Annotated in this window: 21 protein-coding genes; 14 read left to right on the plus strand and 7 right to left on the minus strand. The window is 64.9% G+C overall.

Annotated features, from left to right (window positions below):
- The first annotated feature begins 507 nt into the window (after positions 1–507).
- Both eno and HMPREF1316_RS01755 read left to right on the plus strand, forming a co-directional pair.
- On the plus strand, positions 508–1,797 hold the full coding sequence (gene eno / locus HMPREF1316_RS01750) for a phosphopyruvate hydratase (RefSeq protein WP_021725190.1): 1,290 nt from the start codon (positions 508–510) through the stop codon (positions 1,795–1,797).
- 51 nt (positions 1,798–1,848) lie between these two features.
- A complete protein-coding gene (locus HMPREF1316_RS01755) occupies positions 1,849–2,253 on the plus strand; it encodes a flavodoxin domain-containing protein (RefSeq protein ID WP_021725192.1) in 405 nt (134 codons plus the stop codon).
- A gap of 403 nt (positions 2,254–2,656) precedes the next feature.
- Here HMPREF1316_RS01755 and HMPREF1316_RS01760 read toward each other — a convergent pair whose 3' ends face one another.
- Positions 2,657–4,597 (minus strand): fructose-1,6-bisphosphatase, encoded by a 1,941-nt coding sequence (locus HMPREF1316_RS01760; RefSeq protein ID WP_021725196.1) that lies wholly within the window; start codon positions 4,595–4,597, stop codon positions 2,657–2,659.
- A gap of 248 nt (positions 4,598–4,845) precedes the next feature.
- Here HMPREF1316_RS01760 and HMPREF1316_RS01765 point away from each other — a divergent pair, with 248 nt between their 5' ends.
- From HMPREF1316_RS01765 to HMPREF1316_RS01800, 8 genes are all read left to right on the plus strand, one after another.
- Entirely contained in the window at positions 4,846–5,055 is a 210-nt protein-coding gene (locus tag HMPREF1316_RS01765; protein ID WP_021725187.1) for a hypothetical protein, read from the plus strand.
- 115 nt (positions 5,056–5,170) lie between these two features.
- Entirely contained in the window at positions 5,171–6,517 is a 1,347-nt protein-coding gene (locus tag HMPREF1316_RS01770; RefSeq protein WP_021725181.1) for a glutamine synthetase family protein, read from the plus strand.
- A gap of 187 nt (positions 6,518–6,704) precedes the next feature.
- Positions 6,705–8,978 (plus strand): ABC transporter substrate-binding protein/permease, encoded by a 2,274-nt coding sequence (locus tag HMPREF1316_RS13005; RefSeq protein ID WP_021725179.1) that lies wholly within the window; start codon positions 6,705–6,707, stop codon positions 8,976–8,978.
- Positions 8,968–9,840 carry an amino acid ABC transporter ATP-binding protein gene (locus tag HMPREF1316_RS01780; RefSeq protein ID WP_021725186.1) on the plus strand — a complete coding sequence of 291 codons (873 nt, stop codon included), beginning with the start codon at positions 8,968–8,970 and terminating at the stop codon, positions 9,838–9,840. Before HMPREF1316_RS13005 ends, HMPREF1316_RS01780 begins: the two co-directional genes overlap by 11 nt.
- A gap of 185 nt (positions 9,841–10,025) precedes the next feature.
- On the plus strand, positions 10,026–10,700 hold the full coding sequence (locus tag HMPREF1316_RS01785) for a winged helix-turn-helix transcriptional regulator (protein ID WP_040650885.1): 675 nt from the start codon (positions 10,026–10,028) through the stop codon (positions 10,698–10,700).
- Between the two features lie 148 nt (positions 10,701–10,848).
- Positions 10,849–12,348 (plus strand): S1C family serine protease, encoded by a 1,500-nt coding sequence (locus HMPREF1316_RS01790; RefSeq protein WP_051332878.1) that lies wholly within the window; start codon positions 10,849–10,851, stop codon positions 12,346–12,348.
- Between the two features lie 149 nt (positions 12,349–12,497).
- A complete protein-coding gene (gene ligA / locus HMPREF1316_RS01795; RefSeq protein ID WP_021725178.1) occupies positions 12,498–14,696 on the plus strand; it encodes an NAD-dependent DNA ligase LigA in 2,199 nt (732 codons plus the stop codon).
- A 97-nt stretch (positions 14,697–14,793) separates the two neighbouring features.
- On the plus strand, positions 14,794–15,369 hold the full coding sequence (locus HMPREF1316_RS01800; RefSeq protein ID WP_156900964.1) for a hypothetical protein: 576 nt from the start codon (positions 14,794–14,796) through the stop codon (positions 15,367–15,369).
- Here HMPREF1316_RS01800 and HMPREF1316_RS01805 read toward each other — a convergent pair.
- Positions 15,296–16,237 carry a hypothetical protein gene (locus HMPREF1316_RS01805; RefSeq protein ID WP_021725175.1) on the minus strand — a complete coding sequence of 314 codons (942 nt, stop codon included), beginning with the start codon at positions 16,235–16,237 and terminating at the stop codon, positions 15,296–15,298. The two genes, HMPREF1316_RS01800 and HMPREF1316_RS01805, sit on opposite strands and share 74 nt — an antisense overlap.
- A 155-nt stretch (positions 16,238–16,392) precedes the next feature.
- On the opposite strand from HMPREF1316_RS01805, the gene HMPREF1316_RS01810 reads away from it, so the two are divergent.
- Complete coding sequence (locus HMPREF1316_RS01810) at positions 16,393–16,599, plus strand: manganese efflux pump (RefSeq protein WP_021725182.1); 207 nt, start codon at positions 16,393–16,395, stop codon at positions 16,597–16,599.
- A gap of 112 nt (positions 16,600–16,711) precedes the next feature.
- Here HMPREF1316_RS01810 and HMPREF1316_RS01815 read toward each other — a convergent pair whose 3' ends face one another.
- The 4 genes from HMPREF1316_RS01815 to HMPREF1316_RS01830 form a co-directional block, all read right to left on the minus strand.
- Positions 16,712–18,802: a glutamine synthetase III family protein gene (locus HMPREF1316_RS01815; protein WP_021725193.1), complete on the minus strand. Its 2,091-nt coding sequence runs from the start codon at positions 18,800–18,802 to the stop codon at positions 16,712–16,714.
- 229 nt (positions 18,803–19,031) lie between these two features.
- On the minus strand, positions 19,032–19,379 hold the full coding sequence (locus tag HMPREF1316_RS01820; protein ID WP_021725183.1) for a hypothetical protein: 348 nt from the start codon (positions 19,377–19,379) through the stop codon (positions 19,032–19,034).
- Positions 19,380–19,748: 369 nt separating this feature from the next.
- The gene (locus HMPREF1316_RS01825) at positions 19,749–20,108 is read right to left on the minus strand and encodes a hypothetical protein (RefSeq protein WP_021725184.1); all 360 of its coding nucleotides are present in this window, start codon (positions 20,106–20,108) and stop codon (positions 19,749–19,751) included.
- Between the two features lie 305 nt (positions 20,109–20,413).
- Positions 20,414–21,376, minus strand: coding sequence for a hypothetical protein (locus HMPREF1316_RS01830; protein WP_198009543.1), 963 nt, complete (start codon positions 21,374–21,376; stop codon positions 20,414–20,416).
- A 533-nt stretch (positions 21,377–21,909) separates the two neighbouring features.
- Between HMPREF1316_RS01830 and polA the strand changes: the two genes are divergently transcribed.
- The 3 genes from polA to HMPREF1316_RS01845 all read left to right on the plus strand — a co-directional run bounded on the left by polA (position 21,910) and on the right by HMPREF1316_RS01845 (position 25,589).
- Complete coding sequence (gene polA / locus HMPREF1316_RS01835) at positions 21,910–24,597, plus strand: DNA polymerase I (RefSeq protein WP_021725194.1); 2,688 nt, start codon at positions 21,910–21,912, stop codon at positions 24,595–24,597.
- Positions 24,598–24,638: 41 nt separating this feature from the next.
- Positions 24,639–25,142, plus strand: a complete 504-nt coding sequence (rnhA, locus tag HMPREF1316_RS01840) for a ribonuclease HI (protein ID WP_040650894.1) — start codon at positions 24,639–24,641, stop codon at positions 25,140–25,142.
- Between the two features lie 75 nt (positions 25,143–25,217).
- Positions 25,218–25,589 carry a heavy-metal-associated domain-containing protein gene (locus tag HMPREF1316_RS01845; protein WP_021725189.1) on the plus strand — a complete coding sequence of 124 codons (372 nt, stop codon included), beginning with the start codon at positions 25,218–25,220 and terminating at the stop codon, positions 25,587–25,589.
- Between the two features lie 25 nt (positions 25,590–25,614).
- Here the strand turns inward: HMPREF1316_RS01845 and HMPREF1316_RS01850 are convergent, their stop codons facing one another.
- Complete coding sequence (locus tag HMPREF1316_RS01850) at positions 25,615–26,370, minus strand: HAD family hydrolase (RefSeq protein WP_021725191.1); 756 nt, start codon at positions 26,368–26,370, stop codon at positions 25,615–25,617.
- Positions 26,371–26,760 lie beyond the last annotated feature (390 nt).

Here is a 26,760-nt window from a genome sequence, read left to right on the forward strand (position 1 = left end):
AACGTGCCCATGGTGCGCCAGTGGCTCGAGAGCTGCTGCTGCGAGCGAATTTTTCTGGTGGACAACGCGACGGGCGAGGGCATCCCCGAGCTGAGGGCATATCTGGAGGAAGACATCCCTGTCATATCGCTGGAGGAGGCGAAGGCCCGCCAACGTCAGGGGGTCTAGGATGGATGGGACGAGCGGTGCCGCAAGCGCATTGCGTTAGGGTGCCAGCATATGGAGTTCCTCCCGTTTGCCATGGTCTATCCTGAAAACAATGTCTTGGCCTTCAGCGATTGGCTCTACCAGAGCAGCTATACATGGCACTGCTCATATAGAGCCCGTATCTCCCCCGTTGCCGATAAGTTAGCTATAGTATACAATCTAAGTGCGTCACAGACAGGCCCGGGGCGTTCGCGTGCCTTCTTCGAGGGAACGCCCTCCGTTCCGGTAATTCCCACTAGTCACTGGGTATTAAAGTAGCAGCGCATCGGAGGCCTGCGGGCCACAAGAGAAAGGCAAGCCATGAGTGAGATCATTGATGTCTACGGTCGCGAGGTCCTGGACTCCCGCGGCAATCCCACCGTCGAGGTGGAGGTGGCTCTGGCAGACGGCTCCGTGGGACGCGCCATCGTTCCCTCCGGTGCCTCCACGGGCGAGTTCGAGGCCGTCGAGCTGCGCGACGGCGACGCCGACCGCTACATGGGCAAGGGCGTGCTCAACGCTGTCGCCCACGTGAACGAGGAGTGCGCCAAGGCCATCGTCGGTCTGGACGCCTCCGACCAGCGTGCCGTCGATCACGCCCTCATCGCCGCCGACGGTACGCCCAACAAGGCCAAGCTCGGCGCCAACGCCATCCTCGGCTGCTCGCTGGCCGTGGCCCGTGCCTCCGCCACCGCGCAGGACCTACCGCTCTACGAGTACTTGGGGGGCGTCAATGGCCACACGCTGCCCACCCCCATGATGAACATCCTCAACGGCGGCGTGCACGCGGACAACAACGTGGACTTCCAGGAGTTCATGATCATGCCGGTCGGTGCGCCCGACTTCAAGACCGCGCTTGCCTGGAGCGCAAAGGTCTACCACACCCTCAAGGGCGTCCTCAAGGATGCGGGGCTCTCCACGGGTGTGGGCGACGAGGGCGGCTTTGCCCCCGACCTTAAGACCAACGCCGAGCCCTTCGAGTACCTCATGGACGCTGTGCGTAAGGCGGGCTTCGAGCCGGGTCGCGACTTCATGTTCGCCATGGATCCCGCCACCTCCGAGGTCTACAACAAGGAGACCGGTGCCTACGAGCTCAAGGGCGAGGGCCGTACCCTCACCAGCGACGAGATGATCGACTACTGGGAGGAGCTCGTCGACAAGTACCCCATCGTCTCCATCGAGGACGGCCTGGCCGAGGAGGACTGGGACGGCTGGGTGAAGCTCACCGAGCGTCTGGGCAGGAAGGTTCAGCTCGTGGGCGACGACCTCTTCGTCACCAACACCGAGCGCCTCAAGAAGGGCATCGAGCTGGGTGCCGCCAATGCCATCCTCATCAAGGTCAACCAGATCGGCACCCTCACGGAGACGCTGGAGGCCATGCAGGTCGCACAGCGTGCCGGCTATACCTGCATCGTGAGCCACCGTTCCGGTGAGACCGAGGACACCACGATCGCGGACCTCGCCGTCGCCACCAACGCGGGCCAGATCAAGACCGGTGCCCCCGCGCGTTCCGACCGCGTGGCCAAGTACAACCAGCTGCTGCGCATCGAGGATGCGCTGGCGGAGTCCGCCGAGTTCTCAGGCAGGGATGCCTTCTACAACCTGCGGTAGCCGCGTTCGCCCCCATCTGACAGGAGAGCCGAGCTTCTAGGGAGAGACGATATGAGCAAGGTAGCGGTGGTGTACTTCTCACAGACCGGCAACACCGAGACGATGGCCCATGCCGTGGCTGAGGGCGCCGGTACCGAGGCCGTCGAGTATGACAACTTCGATGCCGGTCAGGTGGCAGGCTACGATGCCTTTGCCTTTGGCTGTCCCGCCATGGGTTCCGAGGAGCTTGACCCCGACTTCGAGGAGCTGTGGGACGATTGCGTCCCCGCCCTCGGCGAGAAGCCCGTGGCGCTCTTCGGCAGCTACGACTGGGGCACGGGAGAGTGGATGGACAGCTGGAAGGAGGCTGCGGAGGAGGCGGGCGTCACGGTGGTGGGCACCGTCATCGCCAACCTCGCGCCTGATGACGACGCGCTGACGCAGCTCAAGGAGCTGGGTGCCACGCTCGCCCAGTAAGGACGGTCATGCCTGTCCAACCCTGCGCGCTGACTGTGGGGCCACTTGCCATGCGAGTGGCCCCACCTCCATGGCATGGCTGAGGGTCCGAGCTACCGAGGCCCGTTTGCCCGCAGCTCTCGTGTGGGCACCTTTCTCCACCCGTGTGGGTGCTTTCTGTTGCATGTGGGTGTCTTTTGCTGCGTGTGGGTGTCTTTCTCCCGGACGGGCTTCTGGCGACCTGCCGTTTTGTGGGCCGTCCGCGGGAGAAAGACACCCACACGGCCCGATTCGCACCCACACGGCCCGATTCGCACCCACACGGATCGATCGACGCCCACACGAGTGGAGAAGGGCGCCCACACGCAGCGATTGGCACCCACAGGCTCGGCCCGCGCGATCCCGTGGGCTCAGCGTCGTCAGGTCAGCGGCCTACCGCGAAGGTGCCGCCGCTCAGCCCATGCTCGGGGATGGTGCCCTGTTCGAAGGCATGGGTCAGCGCCTCGAGGTCGGCAATCCGGGAGCGGATGATCGCGCCCTTGTCCGTCTCGGCCACCAGGACCTGATGGGCATGGCGGTCGATCACGTCGCTGTCGCTCAGGATGTCCGCGTTGTCGTCGAGCGCCGCCTCCACGCCCAGGAAGGGGCGGTGCGCCTTGATGCGCAGGGCGTGGGAGCCCGATACCAGCGTGTATCCGGCGATGCCCGTCCTTGTGTGATAGGCGCTGCAGAAGCCGCCGTCGATGATGAGCTTGCGCCCGCCTGCGCGGATGGGGCTCTCGCCGGCGGAGGCCCGCACAGGGGTGTGCCCGTTGACGATGCGGGAGCCGGGTCCCTTGAGGCCGAACTCGGCCAGGATGCGCTCGCAGGTCCCAGCGGAGTCGCTGAGGTCGAAGTAGGGGTCGCGCGGCTCCTCCCAGGCGCGCTCGTCGCACACGAAGGAGCGCTCGAACGTCTTGACCACACGGCCGGAGAGCGGCGAGTGGGCGCCGCACCAGAGGTAGTACATCCAGTCGAGCGCCACCTGGTCGCCGAGCGTCCAGGCACGTCGCGCGACCCTGTCGCAGAAGTCCAGGTAGGATCTGCCACGGTAGGGCCTGCCCTCGCATATGACCGTGGAGAAGGTCCCGTCGGGCTCGAGCGGGATGCACCCATGGAAGAGCAGGTTGCCGTCGCACACACGGTAGATCGACCCCTGCTCGTAGAGGAAGGCCACGTGGCGGTGGAGGCGGTCCGACTCACGAAACGCCGTCGTGAGGCCATCGAGGACGCGTCGCTCGCCCTCGCTCAGGCGGTACGGGTCACTTGGGTCGATGGTGGGAAAGTCGCAGGTCCTGAGGGGCCACTCGCGGTCGCCGACGCGTACGGTGCCGCGGGTCGGGTCTATCTTGTCTAAAAGGAGCCTCCTGGCCGACAGGCGCCAGTCGGGATGGCGGCGGTAGGTCTGTCCCTCCACCTTGAAGAGCATGACGTCGATCGCCTTCTCGATGGGGGCGAGCGCATCGTCGGCGCGGTAGGCCTCGTTGGCGAAGAGGGCGAGCTCGCGCAGGGGGATGCCGTAGCCCACCTCGAGCGTGGCAAGGGTCCCGTAGTGAACGCAGGTGCGCACGACCGAGCAGATGCAGGCCGTGGACCCCGCCGCTGCCCCCATCCAGGCGATGTCATGGTTGCCCCACTGCACGTCCACCGAGGGCAGGTGCGAGATGGTGTGCATGACCTTGTCGGCATGGGTGCCACGGTCGAAGATGTCACCCACCACGTGCATGCGGTCGACGGCCAGCCGCTTGATGAGGTTCGCGAAGGCCTCGATGAGGTCGTCTGCGGCACCGGTACCCACGACGGAGCGCAGGATGGACAGGTGGTAGCTGTGACGCACGCGCTCCTCGTCGCGCGTGGCATGCATGAGCTCGTCCATGATGTAGGCGTACTCCTGGGGCATGGCCTTGCGCACCTTGGAGCGCGTGTACTTGCCCGCGATCCAGCGGGCGAGACGGACGAGCAGGTGGAGGTTCTCCAGGTACCACTCGTCCGTGAGCCCGCCCTCCTGCCGCACGCGGTCGATCTTCTCGCGGGGATAGTACACGAGCGTCCTCAGCTCGGCCTGCTCGTGCGCGTCCAGCTCCGAGGAGAGGATGATGCGCACCTGCTCGCGGATGATGCCGGAACAGTTGTTGAGTATGTGCCGGAAGGCCTTGTATTCGCCATGGATGTCACTCATGAAGGTCTCCGTGCCACGGGGCAGCGTGAGGATGGCCTTGAGGTTGATGATCTCGCTCATGGTGGCCTGTCGGTTGGGAAAGCGCTGGGAGAGCAGGCGTGCATACTTGAGGTCATCGCCGACGGGCATCTGGTGGGTCTGTTCCATGGGGGCCTCGCTTGTCTGGGGCGCGCGATCGGTCGCCCTAGGGATGAGCGGGGGCAGCCGCCTTCCATTCTATGGGGAGGCGCCCTGCGGTTGCACAGGCACTTGGGCGAACGGCAAACGGGCCGTCCTGCGACGCGATCGGTACGCCCCGCCCTTCCCTCCCCGTCCCATCGCGCCTCTATCCCATGTGACCAACGTGGCACGGCTGGGTATAGTAACCCTAGACTAACGAGAGGGAGGAAACCGCCATGGTTGCGAACGTCATCGTCATCGGTGCCGTACTGGCCGTGCTGCTCCTGTGCATTCGCTCGCTGGTGCGCCACAGGGGAGGGGACTGTGCCGACTGCTCCGCCGCCGCGAGCTGCTCGGTGCGCCGTACGGGCAGGGGTAGCTGCACGGTTGCCAAGTCCATGGTCGCCGATGCGGAGCGCGCGCTCGACGCGCGGCACGACCGCTAGATGGCGCACGTGTGACCGCTCGTGTGGTTGGCCCGGCTCGAAACAGTGACGTAATATGACTCTGTCAAGGTCAAGGTGATGAGACCGTCTCTGTATGCGAGGCCGAGGAGGGCCCATGAGTGATGACAGGAACATCGACTTCGTCCTGCGGACCATAGAGAAGCGCAACGTCCGCTTCGTGCAGCTGTGGTTCACGGATGTCTTGGGCAAGCTCAAGTCGTTCTCCATCTCCTCGGAGGACCTCGAGGAGGCCTTCATGGAGGGCATCGGCTTCGACGGCTCGTCCATCGAGGGCTTCGTCTCGCAGGAGGAGTCGGACATGCTGGCCTTCCCTGATGCCACCACCTTTCAGGTGCTGCCGTGGCGTCCCGAGGCACATGCCGCCGCGCGCATGTTCTGTGACGTGCGCACGCCGAGTCGCGAGCCGTTCGCCGGCGACTCGCGCTCCGTGCTGAGCAGGATCTTCGAACAGGCGGACGAGAAGGGCTATGTCATCAACGTCGGCCCCAAGCTCGACTACTTCTACCTGCACGACCGGAACTCCGACATCCCCGAGACGGTGGATGGCGCCGGCTACTTCGACCTCACGTCCTCCGACTTCGCCACCGACATCCGTCGCGAGACCACGCTCTCGCTCGAGCGGATGTCCATTCCCGTCTCGTACTCCTATCACAGCAACGCCCCCTCCCAGAACGCGATCGAGCTGCGTTATGCCGAGGCGATCACCGCGGCGGACAACATCATGACCGCGCGCCTCGTGATCCGCCGCGAGGCCAACGAGCACGGTTTCATGGCGTCCTTCATGCCCAAGCCGTTCTCGGACTTCTCGGGCTCGGGCATGTACCTCTACGAGTCCATCTTCAACCACGATGGGGAGAACCTCTTCTGGGGCCCCAAGGAGGGGCATCCCGCGCACCTCTCGCCGCTTGGCCAGAGCTACGTGGCGGGGCTGCTCGCGTATGCGCCCGAGTTCCTCCTGGTCACCAATCCCACGGTCAACTCCTACAAGCGCCTCATCCCCAACGGCGAGGTGCCCATCTACACCACGTGGGGGCGCAAGAATCGCGCCGCGTTGGTGCGCGTGCCCACCCACAAGCCGGGCAAGCATCAGGCGACGAGGGTCGAGCTGCGCAATCCCGACCCCGCCGCCAACCCCTACCTTGCCATCGCCGCGAGCGTGGCCGCCGGGGTCCGTGGCATCGAGGAGGGTCTCAAGCTGCCCGAGGAGTCGTTCTCGGGCCTCGAGAAGCTCAGTGACGCCGAGCTCGCGCGCCGGGGGATCCATCGCCTGCCGCGCAACCTGGGCGAGGCCATCAAGAGCTTCGACAAGAGCGAGCTCATGCATGAGACGCTGGGCGACCATATCTGCGACTACCTTGTGGAGCAGAAGTGGAGCGAGTGGGATGAGTATTGTTCCGTCGTCACGGACTGGGAGCGTACGACCTACTACGTTGGCATCTAGGAAACGCACCGCCCTGCCTGCGCACCCCTTGCCCCGCATCGGGTGTGTGCCTGATACGGTCATACGCATAATGACCCCAGGTATTATTCAGGTACACGATAAGGTAACGAAGCCATAATCAGCTGCTGGTATAATTTCCTCCAACTTTCCGATTGGTGATTCATGGTCCGCCTGGGGGAGGTCCAGCATGCAGACTGCGCATGGCACGCACGGAAGGGCCCATCGCAAGACGGGGCACCCGATCCTCGCCATGGCACTTGCGCTGGTCGTCGCCGCGCTCGTGTCGTTCCTTGCGGGGTGCGGCGTACGGCAGGACGACCAGGGGGCGAGCGGGGCACAGGCGCCCGCCTACACCACGGTGACACCAGGGACGCTCACCGTCGTCTCCGATCTGGCAAACCCTCCCTTCGACTACATGGACGATGCCGCCGCGCCGGCGGGCTATGAGGTGGAGCTCATGCAGGCGCTTGCCGCAAAGATGGGCCTTACCTGCGAGTATCTGCCACCACAGAAGTTCGACTCCATCATTCCCATGATCAGGCAGGGCGGCAAGGCCGACGTGGGCGCCTCCAACCTCACCATCACGGACGAGCGCCTGCAGGAGGTCGACTTCACCAATCCCTACATCGACTCCAACCTGGGTATCGTCACGCCCGCCGGCACCTCCGACGCCGTGGCGCGCGACTATCAGAGCCTCAATGTGCCCAGCGCTACCATTGCCGTGCAATCGGGCACGACGGCCGACCAGTGGGCGCGCGAGAACCTGCCCAACGCCCAGATAGTTGCCCTCGACGACGCCATCGCCGCTCTTACGGGCGTGCAGAGCGGCCTCTACACGGCCACGATCGCCGACCTCCCCGTGATGCGGTACGAGTGCATGAACTCGTTCACCGATCTCCGCATCGCACTGCAGGTGCCCACGGGCGAGCAGTTTGGGCTCGTGGTCTCCAAGGACAACCCCAGCCTCACCGAGGCACTCAACGACGCCCTGCAGCAATGCCGTGACGACGGCACCATCGACGCCCTCGACAAGAAGTGGTTCGGCGGTGCGTCCTCGTCAGATGTCGCCACGCTCTCCACGGGTGACGACGCCATCGACTCGTCGGGCGCAGGCAGCATCACCGTCGGCAAGGCGACGGCACGCCCCAACGAGGAGGGAGGCGACTCCATCATCGGCGGCATCGATACGCGCCTCACCTGGGAGGGAACCGTCCATGTGGCCGATGGCGTCTCGTCCGTCACCCTTCAGCTGCCCGAAGGCTCCAGCCTCGAGCATGCCAGCACGCGCGTGACGGTGCTCTCTGGCCTCGACCGCCTTGAGGTTCCCACGACCGTGAGCGTGGAGGGCTCCACGCTCACGGTCACCTTCGACACGCCCGTGCAGGACGGCTCTCTGCTGCGCATCGAGGCCACGAACATGCGCTTCCCAAGCGGTGGTGGGGACTTCGCCGTATCGGGAGGCTATGAGACGGCGATGGGCCTTGCGGGTGTCATTCCCGCCTCGCCCAGCATCCACACCATTGCCATCACGCCGCTGCAGGCGACGGTCACATGGCTGGATGACCAGGCCTGGGTCGCCGCGTGGAATTCCGTGCCCTTCCTGGGCACGTTCCTCAAGCCCCAGATCCTGGTGACGTCATTCGCGCGCCTGTTTCCCGGCTGGCTGCTCTGCCTGGTGCTGGTGCTGTGTGCCTACCCCTGTGCCATCCTGCTGGGGCTCGTGTTCGCCCTCATGCGCATCTCGCGCCATGCCGTGCTGCGTGGCCTCTCGTCCCTCTACGTCAACGTGCTGCGAGGGACGCCGTTCTTCCTGCAGATCTACCTCATGTTCTTTGGCCTGCCCATGATGGGCGTCAACATCGACAACGTGGTCCTTGGCGTCATCGTGGTGGCCATCAACTCCTCCGCCTACCAGGCCGAGATCTATCGTGCCGGCATCCAGTCCATACCGGATGGCCAGTACGAGGCCGCCTCCTCGCTGGGTATGAGTCCCCTGCAGACCATGGTGTGGGTCATCCTGCCCCAGACGATCCGTCGCGTGATTCCCACCGTCACGAGCGACTTCATCACCTCGTACAAGGACACGTCACTGCTCTCATCCGTGGGCGTCATGGAGCTCATGATGTTTGCCAAGAACATCAGCAACACCACGGGCAACATCACGCCCTACATCGCGGCGGCCATCTACTACCTCATCGTGACGCTGCCGCTCATCAAGCTCGTGAGCTCCGTGGAGCGGCGCATGGCCACGGCCGAACGAGGTGGCGGGGACCGCCCCGCGGTCGAGGAGGGGGCATCGGCCCCCTCCGATGCGGGGACGGCCACAGGCGTCGATGCGGGTGCCGCCGCAGAGTCCGATCGGGCCAGGGCTTCGGCCGGGCGGCCCTCGGCACTGCGGTCGCTCCTGGCGCCCCTTGGCCCACATGTCGTAACCGATGGAGGTACCAATGATGCCCTTTAGGAGGAAGAGTGCCTCTGGGCAGGCGTCTGCCAGGGCGACTCCCGCCCCGCTCGCCTCCGAGGAGGCGGCGCGTGTCGCCTTCGATCACGATAGGCACCTCTCGAACCATCACTTCACGGAAGGGGAGCACCCAGTCGTTCGCATCGAGCATCTGGGCAAGAGCTTCGGTGCCACGCCCGTGCTGCGCGACGTGAGCCTCAACGTGTGGAACGACGAGATCGTGGTGATCCTGGGCCCCTCAGGCTCGGGAAAGTCAACCATGCTGCGGTGCATCAACCTGCTTGAGACGCCCACCTCGGGCCACATCCTTGTGGACGATCGGGAGATCACGGGCGCGACGAAGGCGGAGGCGACCAGGATCAGACGCGATCTCGGCATGGTGTTCCAGCAGTTCAACCTCTTTCCGCACCTCACGGCCAAGCAGAACGTCATGCTGGGCCCGATGCGCGTGCTCGGCATGGCGCATGAGGAGGCCGAGGCGGAGGCCCTGCGCCAGCTCGATGCCGTGGGCCTCGCCGACCGAGCCGAGTTCAAGCCACCTCAGCTCTCGGGCGGTCAGCAGCAGCGCGTGGCCATCGCACGTGCGGTGGCCATGCATCCCAAGGTACTGCTCTTCGACGAGCCCACCTCGGCGCTTGATCCCGAACTCGTGCGTGGGGTGCTTGCCGTCATGCAGGACCTCGCCATCAATGGGGACATGACCATGGTCGTGGTCACCCACGAGATGGGCTTCGCGCGCGCCGTGGCCGATCGCGTGGTGTTCATGGAGGGAGGTGTCGTGGTCGAGCAGGGACTGCCCGAGAACGTCTTTGACCATCCCCGTGAGGCGCGCACGCGTGAGTTTCTGGGAAGCCTTCGGTAGGGGCGTCGTGTGCGCCATGCACGTCATCGGCTGCCCGTCGGGTCGCAATTGTGGAACCCTTGCGCACTGTCGCACCGGTTTGCCTGTATACGACGACGTGTGGCCAAGGATGTGTGGTAGGCTCGATAATGGCCTTCTCCGACCGTTGGATGACCATGATGATGCAGATGAGACGGGGAGCACGGATGCACCACAAGAACATTCTCCTGGTTTCCAAGACCTCACGCTACATGAGTCACATGCATGAGCTCAGGCGCTCGCTGGATGTCTCGATCCTGCCCACCACCCCGGAGACGTTCTCGCAGGCGATTCGCTCCGGTCATGAGTTCGACCTCGTCATAGTGGACTTTGCCGGCCTCAGCCAGGCGACGGTCAACGAGATTGACGACTATGTCTCGGAGAACGGCTGCATTCCGGTGCTGGCCATCCAGGACGCGAGCCAGCTCTCCAACCTCCATCTTCCCGTGCAGGGGAGGAACGACTTCATCATTGCCGATGCGAGCCAGGCGGAGTTCGAGGTGCGCTGCGCCCTGCTGCTCTGGCCGAGCGACCAGAGCACCCCCTCCGACGTGGTGACGGTCGACAACATGACCATCAACCTCGCCACCTATCAGGTGTATATCGACGACGAGCCCGTTGATCTCACGCTCATGGAGTATTCGCTGCTGTCCTTTCTGGCCACGCACCCCTCGCGTGCGTACTCGCGCGAGACGCTCCTGCATCGCGTGTGGGGCTTTGAGTACTGCGGTGGCACACGTACGGTTGACGTGCACATTCGTCGTGTGCGCTCCAAGGTGGGGCCGCAGATCGCCTCGCACATCGCCACCGTGCGTGGCGTGGGGTACCTCTTCAAGCTTTAGAGCAGCTTTATGGGAGACTTTGGTGCTGATGTCGGGATTTTCCTACCGCCCTCTTGACACCTACAATCGTAGGATATGAAAAAGTGGGATTCGTCCCCAGAGAGGTCGGGCAGCGTGCTTGGCCTAGGGAGAGAGAAAGCGTGCAACCATGAGCGACACGAACCAGAGCGGGACCTCTCAGGCAGGCGTTCCGCAGCAGCCTGCCCAGGGGGGCCAGGTGTCTTGCCAGGGGCAGCCGGTGGCCGCGCCCCAGTATGCCGCACAGCCCCAGCAAGGCTACCAGGCGGCCCAGCCCAGCCCAGCCCCTCAGCCGCAGCCCTATGGCTACCAGCAGCGGCCCGTGCAACCAACCCAACAGCCCCCCCGGCAGCAGGTGGCGGGCCAGGCGGCCCCGCAGGCCGCGGCTGCGACGGGAACCACCTCCCAGCAGCAGTCCGTCCCTGCTTCCGGTGCGCCGCAGCAGCGGACCGCCAAGCCCAAGCAGAAGAAGCCCCACAAGCCCATGGCGGGAGGCCTGCGCGCGGGTCTCATTGGCGCCGTCTGCGGCGTCGTGGGCGCCGGCCTGCTCGTGCTGGTGCTCACCCTGACGGGCGTCATCGGTGGCACCAAGGTCATCAACACCACCAACAGCGCGGCAGGTCGTACCGTCAACATCACGAGTGATGGCGAGGACACCTCGGTCGCCAAGGCGGTCGCCGCCAAGGACCTGCCCTCCGTCGTCTCCGTCTACGTGACCAACAAGAAGGGCGCGGGACTCGGCTCGGGGGTCATCCTGGATACCAGCGGCAACATCGTCACGAACTACCATGTGGTCAATGGTGCCGATGACGTCTCGATCAACCTGGACGGCAAGAGCTTCGATGCCACGGTCGTGGGCACCGATTCCTCGAGTGACATCGCCGTGATCCATGCCGACTTTGGTGACACCACGCTCACCCCCATGGAGATCGGTGACTCCGACCAGCTTGTCGTGGGTGACTGGGTCATGAGCATCGGCAGCCCGTTCGGCCTTGACCAATCGGTCTCCTCAGGCGTCGTGAGCTCGCTTGCGCGCAACACGCTGCTGAACTCCTCCGGCGGTCAGACCATCTATACCAACCTCATCCAGGTGGACGCGGCCATCAACCCCGGCAACTCCGGTGGGGCGCTCGTGAATGATGAGGGCAAGCTCGTGGGCATCTGTACGCTGTTCTCCTCGGATACCGAGTCGTTTGCGGGCATTGGCTTCGCCATTCCGGGCAACTATGCCATGAACATCGCGAACCAGATCATCAGCGGCAAGGCGGTCGAGCATGCCTACATTGGCCTTTCGATGCAGACTGTGAACTCGCGCGTCGCCAAGCGCAACCATCTCTCTGTCAACCAGGGAGCCTATGTCTCCTCCGTCACCTCCGATGGCCCTGCTGCCAAGGCGGGCGTCAAGGTGGGTGACGTCATCACGGCCGTCAATGGCGAGGAGATCTCGTCGGCGGATGGCATGATCCTGGCCGTTCGCTCACATAACATCGGTGACACCATCACCGTGACCGTTATGCGTGATGGCCAGTCCCAGGACATCGCCGTGACGCTGGGCTCCGACAATGGCAAGACGAGCGACTCGAGCGGGTCGGGCTCGAGCGGCAGGGGCGGTAGCGACAGCAGCCGATAGGGCATCGCCAATCGGCGTGAGGCAGGGGCCTGGCCACCATGGCCAGGCCCCTGCCATGCCCCTGCACGAACGCCGCGCCGCACGGGGGAGCACCGGGCGGTATCCTAGGGAAGATGCATGCACGGATGGCTTGGTCGATGGGAGCGCATATGGCGGATGACGAGCGGATGCCTCTGTTTGGCACGGGGCGGGCGAGGGACCACGCGTCCGACCAGGGGGGTGCCACGACCCCCGCCGCGCGTGCGGCCGAGCTCAACCGCATTCTGAGCCGTGCCGCCTATGCCTATTACGCGCTCGATGCGCCGGAGATGACAGACGCCCAGTTCGATCGCTATCTGGTGGAGCTCAAGGCCATCGAGGCCGAGCATCCCGAGCTGGTAAGCCCAGACTCCTATACCCAGAATGTCGGAGGGTATGTCTCTGACCAGTTCGAGCCCGTGCGTCACGCCCGACGCATGTACTCCATCGATGACGCCATGGACCTGGATGAGCTCGACGAGTGGCTGGATCGCACGGACGAGGCCCTCGGCGTGACGCCCGACCATCCTGCGGCCTACACCTGCGAGCTCAAGATCGATGGCCTGGGCATAGCGCTCACGTATCGCGATGGCCAGCTCCTGCGTGCGGCAACGCGAGGGGATGGCACCACCGGAGAGAACGTGACGGCCAACGCCCTCACGATCAGGGACATTCCGCGCACCATCGCCCGTGCCGGCCTCGCCAAGATCCAGGACGGGGGGCTTGGCCAGCGCGTGGAGGTGCGTGGCGAGGTCTACATGCCCAAGGCGAGCTTCGTGCGTCTCAACGAGCAGAACGACGCGGCGGGCAGACAGCCCTTCGCGAACCCGCGCAATGCGGCCGCGGGCAGCCTGCGCCAGAAGGACGCCGCGGTCACGGGTGCGCGCGACCTCAGGACCTTCATCTATGCCGTGGCGGATAGCAGGCCCATCGCCGTGGGCACCCAGCACGACTTCCTCGCCTGGCTCAAGGACTGCGGCTTCTCGGTGAACCCGCACGCCCGTCGCGTGGAGAGCTCGACCGAAGTGCATAAGTACTGTGCCAACGCCCTGGCACACCGGGAGGATCTCGACTACGACATCGATGGTGTGGTGGTGAAGGTGGACTCCTTTGTCGGCCAGGGCGAGCTCGGCTTCACGGCGCGCGCCCCACGCTGGTCCATCGCCTTCAAGTTCCCGCCCGAGGAGCGGCGTACCGTGCTGCGCGCCATTCGCGTGCAGGTGGGCCGTACGGGCGTCCTGACGCCGGTCGCCGAGTTCGACCCCGTGACGGTGGCCGGATCCACCATCGCACGCGCCACGCTCCATAACATCGACGAGGTGCGCCGCAAGGACGTGCGCGTGGGCGACACCATCGTGGTGCACAAGGCCGGCGATGTGATTCCCGAGGTCGTTGGCCCCATTCTTGAGGGAGCCATGAGGGGCGCGCATGAGGCCCGCCCACTCTGGGACATGCCGACGACCTGTCCCGCCTGTGGGAGCCCGGTCGTGCGCGACGAGGGGGAGGTGGCCTTCCGCTGCGTGTCCATCGACTGCCCGGCCCAGGCCACCGAGCGCCTCATCCACTGGGGCAGTCGAGGCGCCATGGACATCGATGGCCTGGGCGTGGAACTGGTGGGTCGCATGGTGGAGCAGGGCCTGCTCTCGGATGTGGCCGACTACTACGACCGCCTGGACGCGGACACGCTTGCAGCGGTGGACACCGGGCGCAGCTATGAGACGAGCACGAGAGACCACCTCAAGGGAGACCCCATCTTCGTGGGGCGCACCATCGCGGCCAAGGTCATGGATCAGATCGAGGCATCCAAGCGCGCGGGCCTTGCGCGCGTCCTCTTTGGGCTGGGCATCCGCCACGTGGGATCCAACGTTGCCGCGCTCCTGTCGAGCCACTTTGGGAGCATGCGGGCCCTGGCCATGGCATCGGCGGAGGACATCGCCTGCGTGGAGGGCATCGGTCCCAAGATTGCCGCGACGGTGGTGGAGTTCTTCTCCATACCTGAGAACGTGGCCGTCATCGAGCGACTGCGCGCCGCCGGCGTGTCACTCGAACAGGAGGGCTTCGGCGAGGAGCCGGAGCGTCCCCAGGGCCTGGCGGGCCTCACCTTCGTGCTGACGGGCACCTTGGAGAAGTACAGCCGCAGCGAGGCTGGCGCGCGCCTCAGGGAGCATGGTGCCAAGGTCTCCGGCTCGGTCTCGCAAAGGACGAGCTATGTGGTGGCGGGCGCGAACGCAGGGTCAAAGCTCGCCAAGGCGCAGCGGCTGGGCGTGCCGGTCCTTGACGAGGGCGCGCTCGACGCCATCCTGGCGTCTGGGATGCCGCCCGAAGGGTAGACTGCGGCGAGGCGCATGCCACGACGGCCGCGACATGCGTCCTGGGGTGCCCCTACGGTTGTGTGGGACGTTGTTGGGCTAGCGATCGGGGGGAGCCTTGGCAGCAGTCTTCCCATCGCTCACCGTCATGCTGCTCACGGCGACGCTTGTGCCGTTCCTGGCGAGCCTGGTGCCAGGTCGGGCGGTACCCGAGGTGGTCTGGCACTTCATGAACGAGAGCAGCGAGGGGTCGTCGTTCCCGCTGGTTTGTCTGGTGGCTACGATCCTCGTCCTTTTGCTCTTGGACTCGGCGCTCACGGTGCTGTTCATTCCCATCGTGACGGCGGTCGTGCGCGTGGCGGAGCCGGCAGAGGCCCTCGAGCAGCTCGTGATGCGCCACGAGGATCCCCGTACGATCCTTCATGAGCATCGCCTTGCCTTCATGGAGCATCAGGAGCAGTTCCGCAGGCGCCTCATCCAGGCGCATGAGCGCGGGGAGCGCATGGATGCCGCAGAGTGTCTGGCCCGTGGTGGCTACCGTGCCCTTGTCACCCAGTTCCGGCCGGCGCAGGACGATGTCGCAGCCATGCCCGAGAGGCCACCCATGCGTCCGGGGGACGCTATACGGCCCGATCCCCCTCTGTGGGGACGCCGTCATAGTTGCGGGAACCCACCAGGTCCTGGAGCGCCTTGAGGTCGCCCCTGACGAATGCCCCACAGAGGTCTGGCCATTCGGCGAGGGCGTCTTGGAACAGATCGGCGAAGCTTGCGGTGCTGGGTTCGTTCGTGCTGGGATCATGCCACACGTGATGCTCGAGGTTCGCAGCGGCGCATGTGTCGCTTGCGCTGGGCATGTGGGCGAGGGCGCATGCCATGGAGTGGGGTCTGACGAGGCGCTCCAGGCTCGCGAGCGCCCTCTGAGTGGGCGAGCCAGCGGGCTCGAGCAGGCGATAGGCCGTGCGATAGTCACGTACGCTGGCGCCATACTGCCTGGCATCGATCGAGAGGCCATACACCTCGAAGGCCACCTGCGAGAGAAGCGTGCCGGCGATGCGCTCGATGTGCGCCGTGGAGGCGAGGTAGCTCTCCGATGGTATCTCCGCGGTGGTTCTGCCACGCATGCTCCAGAGTAGCCAGCTGTCGATGTCACCCTCGATGAGGGCATGCACCTCGTGATGCGCGTCCCGAAGGCCGACACCCATGTCGCAAAGGGCGTTCTCCTGGGCATAGACGAAGGGGTGTGTGCGGCTGTCGAGCAGGTAGTGGCCCAGGAGGCCCAGGACGAAGGCACGGGCGGTCCTCCTGTCCCCCTCATGCAGATGGAGTACGGACTCTCGCGACGAGAGAAGGGCGTCCAGCGCATGTGTGCCATGCATGCGCAGCGCCAGTTGGTGCACATGGGCATTGATCTGTGGAAGCGCGCGGAAGCGGAGGTAGAGGGGGTCGGAACCCTGGTTGCCAAGGAGGAATGCCACCGTCTCCTCCTCGCATGCGAGCATGTCCTCGGGCAAGAGCCGTGCGGCCTCCTCGCCAAAGAGATGGTGCGCTATGAGTGCGGGCATGGTGAGGCCTCGTTTCGACAACTATCGGCAGTGTAGCTCCTTTGTGACGCTTCGGAGGGACGGGGGACGGTATGGTCGGGGTGGGTGTGCCTTGGGTATGATGGCAGGACTTTGCATGGTGGGCCAAGGGAGGTTCGTGACGAGGAAGGGGACACGTGGGGGCGGTCGAGGTCGTTGTCTTGGGACTGGCACTGTCCATGGATGCCTTCGCCGCCAGCGTGATCGGCGTGATGACAGCTGCCTGCTGCGTCGTGGGCTTGGCCATCGGCCGTCGTCTGGGGCACCTGCTCGGTGACGATGCCGAGCTCCCTTGGAGGCATCTGCTCATCTTCATTGGCACGCGGGCATTTCTGGGACTCTGATCGTCATGCAGCCAAAACCTCACCCATCCCCCTCGCACGATGCGGAAGAAGATGGGCGCACCGAGGCGCGAACAGCCCCGATGACCTCGGACGCGATGCCCTATACGAGGCCCTATACGTAGAACAGCATCTTGTTGTAGCTGGGCACGGGCCACCAATCATGGCCACAGAAGCGCTCCATGCCATCCACGTGCGTGCGCAGCTCCTCCATGAGGGGCAGCACCTCGTCGTGGTACACACGATCCTGTCTCCCGCAGTCCTCGATGGAGCGGGCCTCCTTGTTCTTGGCCTCCAGGGTGGCGACGGCATCTGAGATGGCATCGATACCGTCGGTGATGCGCCGTGTCAGCTCCTTCTCGGAGCGGCCGGTGATGCCGATTTCGGCCTTGGTTGCGACGGCGGTCGCCAGCTCGCCGGAGTAGTCGATGAGCGCAGGCAGGTACATGTGGCGCACCATGTAGCTCATCGTGTTGGCCTCGATGTTGATGAGCTTGGCATACTGCTCGGCTGCCGCGACATAACGCGCGTGCGACTCGCTTTCGTTGAGGACGCCATACCTGTCGAACAAAGCGATGTTCTCGGGCTTGATGAGGCAGGGCAGGGCATCGGCGGTGCTCTTGAGGTTGGGCAGGCCGCGCCGTTCGGCCTCGGCCTCCCATGCGTTGGCGTAGCCGTTGCCGTCGAACAGGATGCGCTCATGGTCGCGGAACGTGTGGCGCACGAAGCGCATGGCCACGGTTGGGAAGGCCTCGTCGGAGCGCTCGGAGACGTACGCGCAGAAGCGGTCGAACTGCTCGGCGACAGCGGTGTTGAGCACGACGTTGGGATCGGAGAGGTTCTGTTGGCTGCCGCACATGCGGAACTCGAACTTGTTGCCCGTGAAGGCGAACGGCGAGGTCCGGTTGCGGTCGGTGTTGTCACGCAGGACGTTGGGCAGCGCGGGGACGCCGAGGTCGATTTCCTCGCGATCCTGGCTCTCGGCATGCTCCTTCTTGATGAGCGCCTCGACGACGGGCGTGAGGGCATCGCCCAAAAACACGGAGATGATGGCCGGTGGCGCCTCGTTGGCACCGAGGCGACGGTCGTTGCCCGCGGAGGCGACGCTTGCGCGCAGCAGGTCGGCGTGCTCGTCAACGGCGGCGACCAGGCAGGCGAGGACGACGAGGAACTGCAGGTTGTCCTCGGGGCTGGCTCCTGGCTCGAGGAGGTTCTCGCCGTCGGCGGAGATGGACCAGTTGTTGTGCTTGCCGGAGCCGTTGACGTAGTCGAAGGGCTTCTCGTGCTCGAGGCAAGCGAGGTCGTGGTGCGTGGCCAGGAGCTTGAGCTTCTCCATCGTGAGCAGGTTGTCATCGATGGCGAGCGGCCCCTGCTCGAAGATGGGGGCAAACTCGTGCTGACAGGGGGCGACCTCGTTGTGCTTGGTCCTCAGGGGCACGCCAAGCTTCCAGAGCTCGTCGTCGACCTCCTTCATGAAGGCATTGACGGAGGGGCGGATGGCGCCAAAGTAATGCTCCTCGAGCTCCTGTCCCTTGGCGGGCTCACAGCCAAAGAGCGTGCGTCCGGTGAGGATGAGGTCGGGGCGGGCCTTGTAGTCCTCCTCGGAGATGAGGAAGTACTCCTGCTCGGGGCCGACGGTGGTGCAGACGCGTCGGGGCTGCTTGCCAAAGAGCCTGAGCATGCGCTTCGCCTGCTTCTCGAGGGCCACCTCGGAGCGCATGAGCGGCGTCTTCTTGTCGAGTGCCTCGCCGGTGTAGGAGATGAAGGCGGTGGGGATGCAGAGGACCTCGTCCTTGATGAACGCGGGGCTCATGGGATCCCACACGGTGTAGCCACGGGCCTCGAACGTGGCGCGCAGACCCCCGGAGGGGAAGCTGGAGGCGTCGGGCTCGCCCTGGACGAGCTCCTTGCCGGAGAAGGCCATGAGGATGGTTCCATCGCCCTTGGGGGTGATGAAGGAGTCGTGCTTCTCGGAGGTGATGCCGGTGAGGGGCTGGAACCAGTGTGTGAAATGCGTGGCACCCTGCTCGAGCGCCCAGTCCTTCATGGCATGCGCAATCTCGTTGGCAACGTGCAGGTCGAGGGGCTTGCCCTCCTTGATGGTGCGCCTGAGCTCCTTGTAGGTCGGCTTGGGCAGGCGCTCCTGCATGTCCGCATCGGTGAAGAGCAGACTCCCGTATTCTTCCGTGACCTTGTCGTGTGACATACGTGTTTCCTCTCCATCCGTGGCATGGGAGCCACCTAGGGTTGGTGTGGGCGCCCGCCAACATGGTGCCTTCGAACCGCTGCCAGGCAGGCTACAGTAGCCCTGTCTCGCCATTGTGACAGCACGAAAACCTCCGTGCCGAGCCGACGCGTGCATTTCGTCAACGCTCACGAATAAACCGTGTCCCCGGCGTGCCCTGCGCACGGCCACGAGCTGGCCATGCCAGCGCTCAGGCCCTAGCTCGCATGGGGTTGGCGCCGGTCATGGTGCCCGTGCCGTCGAGGGTGGGTGGCTCCTCGCGCGCCGCGCCCACGCTCGCATGGGTGCCCGTGAGGTCGCAGATCAGGATGTTCCTATAGCCCGAGGCGAAGCTGCCCACGAGGTATGGTCCCGTCCATACGCGCATGCCGCTGGGCGTCAGGCAGTACTCGAGGTCCGAGCCCACATGGTCGGCCCTGCTCCTTCCGCCGAGCAGTTGGGAGAGGTCCGTTCCATACAGGTCGGAGGGGTTTCTGGCGAGATCGTCTGCCAGGGCCTTGCGGCACAGGGAGTTCAGGCTGCCATCGGAGAGACCCACGGCCTCTGCGACAGTGACGACCGCGCGCGTCCACGTTCACGATCGTTGTGGTGACCTGTTGCCAGCCATGCGCCCCACCGTTGATCTGATAGGCTATGTTCAGGATGCAGATGATGTCATCCTGGAAGTATGTGACCTTGTCGTCATAGGCTCCATAGGCGTCGTCCTTGGAGCTCTCCAGTTGCACGTAGGTGAAGGTGGTCCTCCCCACGGCGAGCGACTCGGTCGAGCATGTGTAGGTGGCGGGGGTCATCTGCCTGCGCTGCTCCTGCGTCCTTTGTACAGGGCTGTCTATGCTGTCCTGGCTGGTCCCACCGCCTTGCGCATAGCGCCTGGATGCGTCGAGCAGCCTGTCGTATTCGTCGCCTCCTATGGTGCCGTGACGGTGTGGCTGCCTGGCTGCACGGCAACGGTGTCCGAGATGTCGCTGAGATAGACGTTCCCGTCGACGGACGTGCCCTCCAATGTCGTGCCCGAGAGGTGCAATGGGATCTTGGGATCGGTCGTCGCGCCATACCCAGGGGCGTCAATCTGAAAGCTCACCTGCACCGTCTTGGGTTGGGCGAGCGTGCTCCAGACGAGATATCCGACGATGTCCACGGCGGTGATGCTGAGGATGATGGCGATCGCCACGAGGGGTCGGAGGGGACGCATGCGCTTCGGCGTGCCAGACGCCTCCGGTGTCGGGGCCGTCTTTTCGATGGCGGCGCCGCAGGCGGGACAGAACATGGGGACTCCTCGCGTCATGCGGACATGAGCCGTTGTCATGCCTATCAATGTAGCACCGTGCGCAACCGCCACGCACTCGATTGGCGTGACGTCCCCTTCCTTCATGCCAGTCCTCTGCGGGTGCGCATTTCCTGCCCTGTGGGTGCCTTTTGCTACATGTGGGTGCTTTTCTCCCGGACGGTCCTCCCGCGACCTGCCATTTTGTGGGCCGTCCGCAGGAGAAAAGCACCCACACGGCCCGATTGGCACCCACACGGATGGAGAGAAGAGCATCCACGGGAACGGCTGGCCTCGTCTCCTGTGGCTCAAATCTTCCGGCAATCGAGAGGGCGTAGGTCGAACCGCCGGGGCTCACGCTCATGTGGGATGCCATATGCCGTGAGAAGGTGCGCAAGGCGGCGCCGATTCCTCATGTCCTGCCAGGAGAAGCGCACCACACTGCCACCAAGTGTCAGATGAGACTCGCGCAGGCGCTCGTCGGCAAGCACGTCCACGGCATCCTTCCCCCGCGTCATGCGCGGGTTGCGATACTTCTCCCGCCCATCGAACTCCCCAAGCACCCGCCGCCCGTCTGCGAGCGTCCACAGAAAGTCAACACGATGTGGCGTGCTGCTGAGGGGATCAGGTATCTCAACCTGCAGCATCGGCAGGGAGAAGCCCTCTTCGATCATCGCTGCACGAGCAATGGACTCGCCGCCGCTCTCCGCCCGCGCATCCGCATATGCCGCCACCAGCTTTGCCTGACGGAGCCCATGCGTCCGCCGGTCAACCGCGTGGCAGCATGCCAGAAGCCAGTCCTGATCCTTCGCGCATACGCGCAGGGCGGAGTCTGCAATGGCAAGGCCACGCGAGAAGTCGAGCCAACGCATGCAATCGACGATCGTCCGTTCGGCGGAGGAGACTCTCATCCCCCCGACGGTCATCACCTTCATATCACGCAGATGATGCCACATGACCGATGCGGTATCCCGTCTCGAAGCCTCACCGGAGCATACGAGATGCAGTCGATGCATGCATGAGTTCGAGACGTCGAAACCGAGGGCAAGGGCGGCACTGGGGCCGCAGAACACCCAATCCGGGTGCATGCGCGCGAGCGTGCGCATCATCCTCAGGTGCCGCTCGGAGACGGTCAGGGCATCCCAGCTGGGGGCACGGGCGAACATCCCAGGGTAGGGACGCGTGATGACACTACCGTTGGTCATACCCTTAAGCGCGTTCTGCTCGGCCTTGCAGGTGGGTGCATACAGCAGACCAGCACGTTCAGCCATACCCATGCGATTCATCAGGTCCTCCATGGCATATGTGCCCCCGTTCCGTGTCACCTCTCCCGTGGGATGTACCGTTCACTCTACGTGCGATTCTGGTACCGTCAGATGACTTTCTTTTTTGCTACCACCGGCAGATTTGCCAAATGACACCTTAACGTCCTGCAGATGAGGGATGGGATGATCAACCTGCTGCGTGTGGGTGCCTTTTGCTGCGTGTGGGTGCTTTTCTCCCGGACGGTCCTCCCGCGACCTGCCATTTTGTGGGCCGTCCGCAGGAGAAAAGCACCCACACGGCCCGATTCGCACCCACACGGCCCGATTCGCACCCACACGGCCCGATTCGCACCCACACGGCCCGATTCGCACCCACACGGCCCGATTCGCACCCACACGGCCCGATTCGCACCCACAGGGCGGGGAATGCGCACCCGCAGCCATGGATGGCTCCCGTGGATGGCCGCCCCTCTCCCTGGCCCGTCGCCTGACCCCGCTACAATGTGAGGGGACCATATGCAACCTCACGAGGAGCGCCCATGTCAGATTCCTCTGCCACCGAGCAGCGTCGCACCATCGCCATCATCGACGGCAACTCGCTCATGCACCGCGCGTTCCATGCCATCCGCCAGCCCATGAGCGCGCCGGATGGTCGTGCCACCAACGCCCTCTTTGGCTTCTTCAACATGTTCGTCAAGATGGTGGAGTCGTTCCGGCCGAACGGCGTCATCTGCGCGTTCGACAAGGGCAAGCCCCAGGTGCGCATCGACATGCTGCCCCAATACAAGGCGCAACGCCCTCCCATGGATCCGGCCCTGCACGAGCAGTTCCCCATGGTCAAGGACCTGCTCCATACGCTGGACATCCCCGTGGTGGAGCTTGAGGGCTGGGAGGGCGATGACATCCTGGGCACACTCGCACGCGAGGGCGAGGAGGCCGGCTATGAGATGTACCTCTTCACTGGCGACCGCGACATGTACCAGCTGGCCACCGAGCACGTGAAGATCGTCTCCACCCGGAAGGGCGTCTCGGACGTGTCCATCATGACACCAGAGTCTGTGGACGACCTCTACCATGGCATCACGCCTGAGCTGGTGCCGGACTTCTATGGCCTCAAGGGGGACTCCTCAGACAACATCCCCGGCGTGCCGGGCATAGGTCCCAAGAAGGCTGCGGCCCTCATCGTGCAGTATGGCAGCCTCGACGAGGTCATTGCCCATGCGGACGAGGTCAAGGGCAAGATGGGCGAGAACCTCCGCGCACATGTCGACGACGCCCTGCTCTCCCGCACGGTGGCCACCATTCGCACGGACGTGCCGCTCGACGTCAGGCTCGCGGACGCCAAGTTCCCCACGTTCGATCCCGCCGAGGTCACGCAGGCCTTCGCTGCGCTGGGCTTCACGGGGCTCACGCGCCGCCTTGCCAGGCTGGCGGGGGGCGCCGACGAGGACGGCGACCCCGTGCCACAGGGCGCCGCCCTGCCGAGGGCGCTCGCGGGCGATGACGGTGCCGCGGCCCTTGACAGGGCGGTGACCGGTGGGGACTGGATTGGTGCTGCCGTGGAGGAGCCCGCGCGTCGCCAGGGCCAGGCCTCGCTCTTCGAGGGCATGGCACCGGTGCGCGTGTGGATCGCCACGGGAGACGCCCTGCTCCCGTTCGTGGGTGATGCGGCCACCGCGGTCATCTGCCGTCTGGGCAGGGAGGGCCACATGGCCTCTCCCGATGTGAAGGCGGTGCTGCACGTTGCCTGCCCGCTCGACTCCTCCCAGGAGGCATCGCTCGTTCCCACGGAGGTGGACCCTGCGCGCATCTTTGACACGAGTGTGGCCGACTACCTGCGCGAGAGCGATCGTACGAGCTATGGGCCGGCCGCGCTTGCCCAAGAGCTCCTGGGCATCAGGACACCGGAGGCCACCGACGACATCCCCCAGGCCGCCATCGACGCCTGGCTCGCCCGTGAGCTGTGCGCCCCGCTCGCCAAGGCCCTCGAAGCCGAGGGCTGCCTGGGACTCTTCACGACGGTCGAGATGCCGCTTTTGCTGGTGCTTCTGGCCATGGAGCGCACGGGTCTTGCTGTCGACTCGTCCATCCTGCGTCGGCAGTCCCAGGAGCTGGGTGCCGAGATGGACGCCATGGTCGCCCAGATCAAGGCTCAGGCGGGGGAGGACTTCAACCTCGATTCCCCGCAGCAGCTCTCCCACATCCTCTTCGACGTGTGGCGGCTGCCCACCTTTGGTCTCAAGAAGACCAAGAAGGGCTTCTACTCCACCAACGCCAAGACGCTCGACGACCTCGCGGCGCGCGACGAGCGCGTGCAGATGGTGCTGGACTACCGCGAGCGTGCCAAGATCAAGAGCACCTACCTCGACGCGCTGCCCGCAGACATCAAGGGGGACGGGCGCATCCACACGACGCTCAACCAGACCGTGGCCGCCACGGGGCGCCTCTCGAGCTCCGATCCCAACCTGCAGAACATTCCCACCCGCTCCGAACTGGGCCATCGCGTGCGCACGGCGTTCACGGTGCCCGAGGGCTCCGTGTTCCTCGCCTGCGACTACTCGCAGATCGAGCTTAGGCTGCTCGCGCACCTCTCGGCGGACGAGCACCTGGTGGCCGCCTTCAACTCAGGGGCCGACTTCCATGCCGCCACGGCGTCGCGCGTCTTTGGCGTGCCGGTGGAGGAGATCACGCCCCAGCTGCGCAGCCGCGCCAAGGCCGTCAACTTTGGTATCGTGTATGGCCAGCAGGCCTATGGCCTCTCGACCTCGCTCAAGATCGGTCGTGGTGAGGCCCAGGAGATGATCGACCGCTACTTCGAGGCCTATCCTGGCGTGCGCGTCTATCTGGACCAGAGCATCGCCGATGCCCGCAGGCTGGGCTATGCGACCACCATGTACGGGCGTCGCCGCTACACGAAGGACATCAACAGCCGCAACTTCCAGCTGCGCAGCTTTGCCGAACGCACGGCCATGAACCACCCCATGCAGGGGAGCGCCGCCGACATCATCAAGATAGCCATGAACCAGGTGGCCGAGCGTCTGCGCGAGGAGGGCCTCGCGTCCAAGCTCGTGCTGCAGATTCACGACGAGCTGGACTTCGAGGTGCCCGAAGGCGAGATCGAGGCCCTCTCCCAGCTGGTCAAGGAGACCATGGAGGGCATCGTGCAGCTGCGCGTGCCGCTCATCTCCGAGGTCTCATATGGGGCTACCTGGGCGGAGGCAAAGTAGTGGCCAGCTTCGACGACTTCGCCGCAGCGCATCCCGACGCCGTGGCAGACGTGCCCGACCTGCCTCATGTGGTGGTGTGGACGGACGGTTCGTCGCGCGGCAATCCCGGCCCTGGGGGCTATGGGGCCGTGCTGCTCTTTACCGATGCGACGGGCGCCCTCCATCGCAAGGAGCTGAGTGCCGGCTACACGCGCACCACCAATAACCGCATGGAGATCCTGGCAGCCATCGTGGCCTTGGAGTCGCTGCTCAAACCCTGCTCGGTGGAGCTGCACTCCGATTCGCAATACCTGGTCAATGCCATGGGTAGGGGATGGATCTGGGGCTGGGCCAAGAAGGGCTGGAAGGGCGCGAACAAGCAGCCCGTCAAGAACCCCGACCTCTGGAAGCGCATGCTCCGCGCCATCAAGCCGCACAGGGTCGAGTGGGTATGGGTCAAGGGGCACGTGGGCACCGAGCTCAACGAGCGCTGCGACGAGCTGGCCACGCGTGCCGCAGACGGCCTTGCCGGCCCACTGCTCGTGGACGCCGGCTTCACGGAATAGGCTGTCACAGGGGTTGGGGACTCCCTTCCGAAGGGGTATAGTAATCCTTGACAAACTTATGCCAAGGGAGAGACCATGCTTGCCAACGCCATCATCATCGCCGCCGTCATAGCCATCGTCATCCTGGGCATTCGCCGCATCGTGGGCACGGCCACCGGTACGCGCGACTGCTGTTCGGGTGACAGGAGGGGTGGCAGGGCCTTCAGGGCCACACGGGTCAGGGACCGGGACGAGAGCCATTACCCGTACGTGACGGACCTACGGATCTCGGGTATGAGCTGCGAGAGCTGCGCCACACGTGTCGCGCGGGCCCTTGATTCCGTCGCGGGTACGTGGGCCACGGTCGACCTGTCCAGCCGCACGGCGCACGTGCGCTCCAAGACCCCCATCGACCTCGATGCCTATCGCAGCGTCGTGAGCGAGGCGGGCTATCGCGTCGTCGTCTAGGTAGGTGCGACGACCGTCCGGCTCCTTATATGGAAGGGTCCGTAGGGGTCGCCTCGGCATCGAGTCGATCCACGACTTCGGGCAGACGTTGCGCCAGCTCGCGCAGGTGGCCGGCGTACACTCCCTTGCGCGTGAAGCCGTGGCCCACGTAGGCCGTCGCAAGGCCGCAGGCTGGTCGCGGGAAGTCACGCGAGGCGTCGTTTCCCACCATGAGGCACTCCTGGGGCGTGAGTCCCAGGTGGGTGACAAACTCCTGGTAGTACTGGGCGGAGGGCTTGGTGCGGGAGGAGTTCCCCAGGTGTGAGATGCGAGCGAACTGCGTGGGGTCGAGGTCGGCCCACGAGATGCGCACCTTGTCCACCATCGGCGTGAAGCAGGGGTTCGTTGCCAGTGCCACGGTGAGGCCCAATGATTGGGCGGCATCGAGAACGGCCTGTCCACCCTTGCGCGGGCGCGCCGACACGAGACCCTCCCGCATGCGGGGCACGCACCGCCTGTCGTAGAAGGCAAGGGCATCCTGCAGCTCGGGCACAGACACGTCCGTATCGAGGCGCTCGGACAGCACACGCTCGAAGAGCTGGGCGTTCATGAGGCCGTCCCTGCGCGTTTGGCTGTCGATGGAAAGGTAGGCCCGTGCAAGGGCCCAGCTGGCTATGGGAAGGGGCGTGCGTGTCGCGCGCGCGAGGATGCGCGCCTGGCCCAACGCATAGCGGGCGACAAAGGTAGCAAGGTTGATGTCGAGCAACGTGTCATCCAGGTCAAAGAGCACGGCCTTGATCATGGCTTCCACCTCCTCTGCACGATGTCCCATGCTAACGCAACAACGTGCCGTCGGTGATGACGACACGTCTGCCATGGCTGCCCGATTGCATCAGCCGTGGCTGTCAGACGCGGCGTGTGGGTGTCATTCCCTGCATGTGGGTGCCAATCTACCGTTCTGGCTTCTCGCGAACTGGGGCTTTGTTGGCCTCTCCCGGGAGAAAGGCACCCATACGGACCGATCGGCACCCACACGGGTGGAGATGGCACCCACACGCCCCACACGCCGCAGATCGCACCCACAGGACCCAAGGCCTCACGTCTGCGCAGGGCTGCGCTCGCTGCCGCCGTGCATTCGTCTGTCACGGAATTTCGTCCCATGGCCTTGCAATGGGCAAATGCAACAAGGTAT

The organism is Olsenella profusa F0195 (assembly GCF_000468755.1).
Lineage (GTDB): Bacteria > Actinomycetota > Coriobacteriia > Coriobacteriales > Atopobiaceae > Olsenella_F > Olsenella_F profusa.